The sequence below is a fragment of the Nocardiopsis sp. NPDC055879 genome (assembly GCF_053615935.1).
Map to the genome: position 1 here is coordinate 229928 of NZ_JBSHCT010000011.1, position 8840 is coordinate 238767.

Annotated in this window: 9 protein-coding genes; 5 read left to right on the top strand and 4 right to left on the bottom strand. The window is 69.0% G+C overall.

Features of this window, described 5'->3' with window-relative positions; genetic code table 11:
* The first annotated feature begins 114 nt into the window (after positions 1-114).
* The 3 genes from hcp (at position 115) to ACWGKS_RS15635 (ending at position 3432) form a co-directional block, all read left to right on the top strand.
* Complete coding sequence (gene hcp / locus ACWGKS_RS15625; RefSeq protein ID WP_358514522.1) at positions 115-1785, top strand: hydroxylamine reductase; 1671 nt, start codon at positions 115-117, stop codon at positions 1783-1785.
* Positions 1782-2909 carry a 2Fe-2S iron-sulfur cluster binding domain-containing protein gene (locus ACWGKS_RS15630; protein WP_358514524.1) on the top strand — a complete coding sequence of 376 codons (1128 nt, stop codon included), beginning with the start codon at positions 1782-1784 and terminating at the stop codon, positions 2907-2909. Before hcp ends, ACWGKS_RS15630 begins: the two co-directional genes overlap by 4 nt.
* A 76-nt stretch (positions 2910-2985) precedes the next feature.
* The gene (locus ACWGKS_RS15635) at positions 2986-3432 is read left to right on the top strand and encodes a DoxX family protein (RefSeq protein ID WP_358514526.1); all 447 of its coding nucleotides are present in this window, start codon (positions 2986-2988) and stop codon (positions 3430-3432) included.
* Here ACWGKS_RS15635 and ACWGKS_RS15640 read toward each other — a convergent pair.
* The 4 genes from ACWGKS_RS15640 to ACWGKS_RS15655 form a co-directional block, all read right to left on the bottom strand.
* Complete coding sequence (locus ACWGKS_RS15640) at positions 3372-3854, bottom strand: permease-like cell division protein FtsX (RefSeq protein ID WP_452522947.1); 483 nt, start codon at positions 3852-3854, stop codon at positions 3372-3374. The two genes, ACWGKS_RS15635 and ACWGKS_RS15640, sit on opposite strands and share 61 nt — an antisense overlap.
* Positions 3855-3983: 129 nt before the next feature.
* A complete protein-coding gene (gene hisG, locus ACWGKS_RS15645) occupies positions 3984-4838 on the bottom strand; it encodes an ATP phosphoribosyltransferase (RefSeq protein ID WP_358514530.1) in 855 nt (284 codons plus the stop codon).
* 89 nt (positions 4839-4927) lie between these two features.
* Positions 4928-5191: a phosphoribosyl-ATP diphosphatase gene (locus ACWGKS_RS15650; protein ID WP_014913038.1), complete on the bottom strand. Its 264-nt coding sequence runs from the start codon at positions 5189-5191 to the stop codon at positions 4928-4930.
* A 170-nt stretch (positions 5192-5361) separates the two neighbouring features.
* A complete protein-coding gene (locus ACWGKS_RS15655; RefSeq protein WP_358514532.1) occupies positions 5362-6192 on the bottom strand; it encodes an SDR family NAD(P)-dependent oxidoreductase in 831 nt (276 codons plus the stop codon).
* A 144-nt stretch (positions 6193-6336) separates the two neighbouring features.
* Between ACWGKS_RS15655 and ACWGKS_RS15660 the strand changes: the two genes are divergently transcribed.
* Entirely contained in the window at positions 6337-7050 is a 714-nt protein-coding gene (locus ACWGKS_RS15660; protein ID WP_358514534.1) for a class I SAM-dependent methyltransferase, read from the top strand.
* A gap of 396 nt (positions 7051-7446) precedes the next feature.
* Positions 7447-8840 (top strand): trehalase-like domain-containing protein (locus ACWGKS_RS15665; protein ID WP_358514536.1); only part of this gene is annotated, 1394 nt, incomplete at its 3' end.

Consider the following 8840-nt stretch of genomic DNA (forward strand, 5'->3'; position numbering starts at 1 on the left):
GTCGCCGATTGACCGGGGTCAAGGAAACGGGTCCCGGCACGGGTCTACGTTCGCCCCGCGGCTCCGACCACATCCGGAGCCCACGGAGACGACGAGTCCGTGAAAGGACCACGCATGTTCTGCTTCCAGTGCGAGCAGACCGACAGGACCGGCGCCGTCATCGGCTGCGGAGGACCCGTCGGCAACTGCGGCAAGGACGCCCCCACCTCGGACCTACAGGACCTCCTGGTCCACGCGGTCAAGGGCATCGCCCAGTACGCGACCAGAGCGCGGGCGTTGTCCGCGCCCGACGACGAGGCCGCGGGCTTCATCCTCTTCTCGGTCTTCAACACGCTCACCAACGTGAACTTCAGCCAGACTCGGTTCGTCACCCTCCTACAGGAGGCCGCGGCGGTCCGGGACCGGGCGAAGGCCGCGTACGAGGAGGCCGCGCGAGCCCGAGGAATCATCCCCGAGGAGCCGGCCGGCCCCGCCCGTTGGCGGCCGGCGCCGGACATGGAGGGGCTGCTGCGCCAGTCGGCCGACGTCCGCGTCGACGCCGGTCTCGACGCCGTCGGCCCGGACGTCATCGGGATGCGTTCGCTGCACCTCTACACGCTCAAGGGGATCTGCGCCTACGCCCACCACGCTCACGTGTTGGGGGGCCACAGCGCGGAGGTCTTCGGCGGGGTCGAATCGGCGTTGGACTACCTGGCCACCGACCCGACCGACATCGAGGAACTGCTCGAAAGGGCCCTCGACCTGGGGCACCTGAACTTCACCGTCATGGAGTTGCTCGACGGGGCCAACACCGGCACCTTCGGCGCCCAACAGCCCACGGCCGTGCGGACGACACCGGTCGAGGGCAAGGCGCTCCTAGTCAGCGGGCACGACATGCGGGATCTGGCCGATCTGCTGGAACAGACCAAGGACGCCGGGGTCAAGGTCTACACCCACGGCGAGATGCTCCCCGCACACGGCTACCCGCTACTCAAGGCCTATCCCCACCTGGTCGGCAACTACGGTGGCGCTTGGCAGAACCAGCAGGAGGAGTTCGCCCGGTTCCCCGGCGCGATCCTGATGACGTCGAACTGCATCATCGAACCACACGCCTCCTACCGGCGCCGGATCTTCACCACGGGCCCCGTCGGGTGGCCCGGGGTACGGCACGTCGCCAACGGTGACTTCCGCCAGGTGATCCGGGCGGCGAAGGCGCTTCCCGGATACGAGGAGACCGATCCGGAGGAGAAGTCCATCATGGTGGGCTTCGGGCGCGACGCGGTGCTCGCCATCTCCAACCAGGTGACCGACGCCGTCAAGCGGGGCGCCATCCGGCACTTCTTCTTGATCAGCGGATGCGACGGGCCCACGCCGGGGCGCAGCTACTACACGGAGTTCGCGCTCGGGGCGCCGGACGACTCGATCATCCTCACCCTGGGCTGCGCCAAGTACCGCTTCAACCGACACGATTTCGGTGACATCGAGGGGATCCCCCGGCTGTTGGACGCGGGGCAGTGCAACGACGCCTACTCCGCGATCAAGATCGCCATGGCGCTGGCCGACGCGTTCGAGTGCGGGATCAACGACCTGCCCCTGACTCTGGTGCTGTCCTGGACCGAGCAGAAGGCGGTGGCGGTCCTGCTCACGCTGCTGGCACTCGGCTTCCGCGGCATCAACCTCGGCCCCACGCTCCCCGCCTACCTCACACCCGACCTGGCCGACGAGTTCATCGACCGGTTCGGGCTGCGGACGATCGACGACCCGGTGGCCGACGTGGCCGCGGCGCTGCGCGAGGTGGGGGCATGACCGAAACGGTCCCGGACTCGTCGGCGGCCGATTCCGAGCCCTGCGGGTGCGGCGGTGGCGGGTGCCACCCGATCACACTGTCCACCTCCGATGGAGAGGACCTGGAGTTCTGCTGCCCACCCGAGCAGAACGTGTTGGAGGCCGCAGCGGCGGCGGGCGCCACTCTGCCCGCCTCGTGTAAGCGGGGCACCTGCGGGTCCTGCCACGCCAACGTGACGGACGGCGAGTACGAGTTGGGCTCCCACAGTCCTCAGGCGCTGCCGGAGGAGGACCGGGACGAGCACAGGGGTGTGCTGCTGTGCCGCACCTTCCCCCGGGGACCGGTCTCGGCGGACCTGCCCTATGACGGTTCGCGTGTGCTGCGCGGTGAGATCCCGGTGTGGGAGGCCACGATCACCACGTTGGAGGAGGTGGCCAAGGACACCGTCCGCCTCGAAGTGCGGGTCGACACCGACTCCGAAGAGGGGCTCGACTGCCAGTTCGAACCCGGCCGGTTCGTGGAACTCCAGCCGCCGGACCGGGAGGACGCCAAGCGGGCGTACTCACTGGCCAACACCGGAAACTGGGAGGGACTGATGGAGTTCTTCGTCCGGTTGCGGCCCGATGGCGCGTTCTCCGGTCACCTCCGGCACGAGGCCCGAACCGGATCGAAGCTCATCGTTCGCGGCCCCCTGGGCGCCTTCGGACTGAACGAGACGGGGCTGCGGCCACGCTGGCTCGTCGCCGGCGGGACCGGTCTCGCGCCGATGCTGTCGATGGCCCGGCACATGGTCGAGTGGCAGGAGCCGTATCCGGTCCGGTTGATCCTCGGGGTCAACGAGGAAGAGGAGGTCTTCGGGTTGTCGGAGATGCGTGAGCTGTCCGCCGAGGCTCCGGCGATCTCCGCGTTCGGTGGCCTCCCGGGCTTCGATTTCGACGTCTGCGTGTGGCGCCCGAGCGACACGTGGCGGGGGTCGGTCGGGACCCCGGCCGACCTCGTGCGATCGGGTCTGAAGTCCGAGGGCGTGCTCCCCGACCTGTACGTGTGCGGGCCGCCGCCGTTAATCGACTCGGTTCTGGAGGCCGCGGTCGAGGGCGGTGTCTCCGAGGAGAACGTGTTCTGGGAGCGTTTCCTGCCCTCGTGAAGGGCTGTCTCCCTTCCGCCCCGAACCTACCGGCGAGTAAGTTGGATCCCGGCACGTCACGAGAGGGAGAGAGTTCATGAGCGAACGCGTGAGCGTACTGCGCAGAGTGGCCCCGCGGGCGCTCGGAGGCCTGTTCGTCGCCTCCGGGATGCTGCACTTCGTCGCACCGAAGCCGTTCGAGGCGATCATGCCCCGGCGGCTGCCCGCCCACCGCGCGTTCGTATACGGCAGCGGGGCGGCCGAACTGGCCTGCGGGGTCGGCCTGCTGACCCGGCGGAAGTGGGCCGGCCCGGCCGCCGCCGCGCTGTTGGTGGCCGTGTGGCCCGCCAACGTACGGATGGCCCTGGACTCGGGTTCGGGCCGCCTGCCCGGGCCGGCCGACAACCGGCTCATCGCCTGGGGCCGTGTGCCCCTCCAGGTTCCGCTGATCTGGGCGGCCCTACAGTCACGTCCCGCCGACGGTCAGCACCCCGATCCCGCCCCGGGGAAGTCGGTGCGCGCATCCTCTCCGGCCTCGACGTAGTGGACCTCCACCACCCCGCACATCTCCGCCATCGCCGAAGCGACCGCCCCACGCCGGTTACCGTCTTCGACCCTCACGTCGTACCGGGGCGGGAAGCTATCCGGGCGCAGCCCCTCCGGCGGGTCCTCCGATATTTCGAGGAACTGCCGGTAGGCGTCCTCCTGAGTGACGAAGAGGTACGAAACGACCTCGGGTGATTCGTTCAGGAAGGTCTCGATCTCCTCCCACTCGTCGTCGAACCCGTTTTCACGCCCCTCGCACAACGGGTCCAGGTACGTCTGTGAACACACCAGGACGTTGAGCAGGTCCTGGTCCTCGTCGGGTACCAAATCCTGGTCGAGTCCGGGCGGAAGACATCCGGTGGTGACCACGAACAGGAGGGGGACGGCGGCCAGGGTGACCGGGCGCAGGGGGGCGGACATCTTCCACGATCCTCGTTTCTCTTCGACGGCACCCCCAGGATGCCGGAGCCGCGGAGGGAAACGAGAAACCCCGCCCCGAACCGCGTCTTCGGCGGATCGGAGCGGGGCGCGTTCGTACGGGCCGTTTCCCTACAGGCGGCAGGCGTAGATGTCGGTGACCAGGATCGCTCGGGCCCCCAGCTGCCACAGGTCGTCCATGATGCGCTGGGCCTCCTTGCGCGGCACCATCGAACGCACCGCGACCCAGCCCTCACGGTGCAGTGGGGAGACCGTCGGCCCCTCCATGCCCGGGGTGAGCGCGACCGCGCCCTCCAGGTTCTCGGCGTGCACGTCGTAGTCCATCATCACGTAGTCCCGAGCCACCAGAACACCGCGCAGCCGCCGCAGCAACAGGTCGATCTGGGGGTTGTCGGGCGCGTTCGTGGGCCGGATGACCACGGCCTCGGACACCAGGATGGGGTCACCGAAGGTCTCCATCCCGGCGTTGCGCAGGGTGGTCCCGGTGGAGACCACGTCGGCCACCGCGTCGGCCACGCCGAGCTGCACCGAGCTCTCCACGGCTCCGTCGAGGTGGATGACCCGCGCCGACACGTTCCGCTCCTCCAGGTAGGAGCGGAGCAGTTCGTCGAAGGACGTGGCGATGCGCTTGCCGTTGAGGTCGTCGATGCTCATTCCGGCGCCGCCGGGGGCCGCGAATCGGAAGGTGGACCCCCCGAAGCCGAGGGGAAGGACCTCGTCGACGGGCGCGCCGGAGTCCAGCAGCATGTCGCGGCCGGTGATCCCGGCCTGGAGGATGCCCTCGCCGACGTAGACGGCGATGTCCTTGGGTCGCAGGAAGAAGAACTCGGTGTTGTTGTCCGGATCGACCAGCACCAGGTCACGGCTGCTCTTGCGCTGCCGGTAACCGGCCTCGGTGAGCATCTGGACGGCGGGCTCGGAGAGTTGGCCCTTGTTGGGCACGGCGATTCTGAGCATGTCGGGCATGTCGTGGTTCCTTGATCGCTCTTACGTGTACGGGGACGTCCGGTGGCCGGCGAACGCTCACGCCCGGCAGGGGCGTGGGGCGGGCCGACCTACAGATGCTTGTAGACGTCCTCGAGCCGCAGGCCACGGGCCAGCATCAGAACCTGGAGGTGGTAGAGGAGCTGCGAGATCTCTTCCGCGGCCTGCTCGTCCGATTCGTACTCGGCGGCCATCCAGACCTCGGCTGCCTCCTCGACGACCTTCTTGCCGATGGCATGGACGCCGGCGTCGAGTTGGGCGACGGTCCCGGACCCCTCGGGGCGGGAGCGTGCCTTCTCGGACAGCTCGGCGAACAGCTCTTCGAAGGTCTTCATGGTCTCTTTCCTCGACCGACAGTGCTGTACCAGAGTAGGTGCTCCGGACCACCGGTGCCCAACCGGGGCCCAGGAGTCTCGGCATGTGAGAACGGCGGGTGTGCCAGGTCACGGCAAGGGCCCCGCCCGGATCCACCGTCCGATCCCGGTCCGCGGGTCGGGGCCACGGGTCAGGCCAGACGACGCGCCACGGCCCGTACGAGGGGTCGTGGCAGCAGGCGAAGGAGCCCGTCGGCGGTCTTGTACTGGGCCCCGGGGATGACCGCGGGGCGCCCCGCCGACCACGCGGTGAGCGCGTCGCGGACGATGTGCTCCTTGTGGACGAACGCGAACTGGGGCATTCCCTGCGCCTGGACCTCGCGGGTCATGTCGGTGCGCACGAACCCCGGCAGCACCACGGTGACGTGCACACCCTTCTTACGTACCTCGGCGGCGACGCTCTCGCTCCACATCGTGACGAACTTCTTGCCCGCCCCGTAGACCGAACCACCCGGGTTGGCGGGGATCTCCCCGGCCATGGACGCCACGTTCACCACGCCCAGTCTCCGGGTCTCGCCGGCGGCCCGCCGGGCGATCTGGACGGGGAGCACGGCTCGGGTCAGTTGGAGGACGGCGCGAACGTTGAGGTCGAGCATCGCGTCGATCTCGGCGGGTTCCTGCTCGGCGAAGACGCCGCCGTCCCCACGCCCCGCGTTGTTGACGAGCAGGTCGATGGGATCGAGGCCCCCCGTGCCGTCCACGGCGAGGCGTTCGGTGACCGAGGCGAGGCCTTCGGGGACGCCCAGATCGGCGACGAGGACCTCGACGGGGGTTCCGTAGCTCTCCCGCAGGTCGGACGCGACCTCCGCCAAAAGCTCCGCGCGACGTGCGACCAGGACGAGGGCGTGGCCGCGTTGGGCGAGCCTGCGGGCGAACTCCTCGCCGATCCCACTGGAGGCACCGGTGACCAACGCCGTTCGAGGGTGGTCGGGGACGGGGGATGTGCTGTCCGGTGCGCTCATGCCCTCAGGGTAGGGCGGGCGGTGTGGAACGGCGCGGGCCCACCACCGGTTCCCGTTTTCCGAGTGGCGATGCCCACCCGGTGTTTCCCGGACAAACGCCCACGTGAATTCCCCCACGACCCGCCGAGGCGTTAGCGTTCAAGCATGTCCGAGACACACAGCCATGCCGGACCCCTTTCCGCCCTCCGAATCGAGGAACGACTGCGCGACACCCGACTGTTCTTCAGTCAGGCGCTGCGAACCTTCCACGCCACCGGATCCATCCTGCCCAGCAGTGGTGCGCTCGCCTATGAGATGGCCGAACACATCCGCCACCGCACCGACCCCGACGGGACCCTGAGCATCCTGGAGGCGGGCGCCGGCACCGGCGCCATCAGCCGTGGGATCGCGGCCGCCATGCGCCCCGGCGACACCCTCGACCTCGTCGAGGCGAACCCCGAGTTCGCCGCCCACGTCGAGGAGCTGTTGTCGACCGACCCGGACATGTCACGGATCGCCGACTCCGCCACGGTGCACGCTTGCCTGGTGAACGACCTGGGCACCGACCGGACCTACGACGTGATCGTGTCCGGGTTGCCGTTCGCCAACTTCACCGCGGACCAGGTGAAGGACATCCTCGACTACTACTTCACGGTGCTCCGCCCCGGCGGAACGCTGTCGTTCTACGGATACCTGTACACGAAGGAGGTCAAGGCGGTCATCGCCAAGCGCGAGGACTACCTGCGCCAGGCCCGGACGAGCTGGGTGGTCCAGGACTGGATCGACCGCTACGGGATCGGTTCGGAGAAGGTCTTCGCGAACGTCCCGCCCGCCTGGGTCCACCACCTTCGCAAGCCGGAGAACGATCTCCGAGGCTGACTTCCGCGAAGTCCCGGCCGGGTGGGCGACACACCGTCCCACCCGGCCTTTTTCGAGCGCCGAAGATGAGGAACCTCCCGAGGTTCTCCGGTCCTCGTTTTCGGGTGATCTGCATCACTTTGCACTCCGGTCGCAGGAGTCCCACGACGCGGGTAGTCTCGCGTTGACCTCCGGGGGAGACGTTCTTTCCTGGAACGACCGACATCAGCTGATTCGCCACACTGCGCGTTAAAAGTTCCTGATATCTGGTCAAAGTTCCCCGAGGCTCATCCCGCGCCACCATCCTTGCGTCTACGTTTTCCACACCGATCCCGTGTGAACCGATCGCATGTGCGCGGAGTCCTACATCTCACCTATTTTCCCAGGTCATGTAGTGGACCATGTGGAGGAGGCAACGTGACGCTCACCCAAGCGGTCGAAGCGACGTCCACGAGGGCGACCGACACAACTCTCGCGACCATGCCTCTCGACGCGCGCCAACGCGTCTCCGCGTTGGCGCGCACCTCGCGACTTCTCGTCGCCTGCGACTACGACGGCGCCTTGGCCCCCGTCGGCTCCGACCACCGCGGCCCCCTGCCGGAGGCCGTCCGCGCCCTGCGCGACCTGGCCGACCTGCCGGGCACCGTGTGCGCGGTCGTCTCCGCCCGTCCCCTGCGCGACCTCGCCGTGCTGTCCCGGTTGCCCGCCGAGGTCCGCCTCGTCGGCGCCCACGGCACCGAGTTCGACACCGACCTCACCGTCGACACCCCCACGGACAAGTCCGCCGCCCTGGAGGTGCTCCGCGAACAGGTCGACGCCACCGCGCTCCTCTACATCGGCGGCGGCGAGGGTGAGGAGCCGGTGTTCACGAACCTGAACACCGGAGCCGACGCGGGTGTCCGCGTGGGCCCCGAACCCACCGTCGCCTCGCACAGCGTCCCGGACACCCCCACCGCCGCCACGCTCCTGACCCTGCTCGCCAACGAGCGTCGCTCCTGGGTGTTCGGCGAACGGCCCACTCCCATCGAGCGCATGTCCATGCTCTCCAACCAGTCCTCCGTGGCGCTGATCGGACCGGACGCGCGGCTGCTGTGGTTCTGCCACCCCGAACCCGATTCCAACGCCCTGTTCGCCGAGGTGTTGGGCGGGCGCCAGGCGGGCGTCTTCGCGATCGCCCCCGCCCACGGCGGTCTCCCCCTGGGACAGCGCTACCTGCCCGGCACCATGACCGTGCGCACCCGCTGGTCGCGGCTGGAGGTCACCGACTACCTCGCCCAGGACACCGAACCCGGCCGCACCGACCTCATCCGTGTGATCGCCGGTGTCACGCCCGCCACCATCGAGTTCGCGCCACGCCCCGACTTCGGTCGCGCCCCGATCCGCCTCACCATCGAGCCCGAGGGGCTGCGCGTCCAGGGCGCCGACTTCCCCATGGTGTTGCGCTCCCCCGGTGTGGAGTGGCACGTGGACCACGACGGCACCGACGACGTCGCCCGAGCCACCGTCCACCCGCGTTCCGAGCAGCCCGTGGTCCTGGAACTGCGCTGTGGCACCGACTCCCTCGCCGCCGAGGAGAGCACCGAACCCGAACGCCAGGAGAGGGCGGCCCACCACTGGTCCCGGTGGCTGGACACCCTGACCCTGCCCGGTACGGAGAGTTCGTTGGCGGCCCGATCGGCGTTGACCCTCCGCGGCCTGTGCACCCCCACCGGCGGGGTCATGGCCGCCGCCACCACCTCCCTACCCGAGGAGATCGGCGGAGTCCGCAACTGGGACTACCGGTACTGCTGGCTGCGCGATGGCGCCCTGAC

Bases quoted from the DNA above. Each gene is read 5' to 3' on its own strand.
- ACWGKS_RS15640 (WP_452522947.1), bottom strand. From the start codon at position 3,854: ATGTCCGCCCCCCTGCGCCCGGTCACCCTGGCCGCCGTCCCCCTCCTG.
- ACWGKS_RS15655 (WP_358514532.1), bottom strand. From the start codon at position 6,192: ATGAGCGCACCGGACAGCACATCCCCCGTCCCCGACCACCCTCGAACG.
- ACWGKS_RS15635 (WP_358514526.1), top strand. From the start codon at position 2,986: ATGAGCGAACGCGTGAGCGTACTGCGCAGAGTGGCCCCGCGGGCGCTC.
- hisG (WP_358514530.1), bottom strand. From the start codon at position 4,838: ATGCCCGACATGCTCAGAATCGCCGTGCCCAACAAGGGCCAACTCTCC.
- ACWGKS_RS15630 (WP_358514524.1), top strand. From the start codon at position 1,782: ATGACCGAAACGGTCCCGGACTCGTCGGCGGCCGATTCCGAGCCCTGC.
- hcp (WP_358514522.1), top strand. From the start codon at position 115: ATGTTCTGCTTCCAGTGCGAGCAGACCGACAGGACCGGCGCCGTCATC.
- ACWGKS_RS15650 (WP_014913038.1), bottom strand. From the start codon at position 5,191: ATGAAGACCTTCGAAGAGCTGTTCGCCGAGCTGTCCGAGAAGGCACGC.
- ACWGKS_RS15660 (WP_358514534.1), top strand. From the start codon at position 6,337: ATGTCCGAGACACACAGCCATGCCGGACCCCTTTCCGCCCTCCGAATC.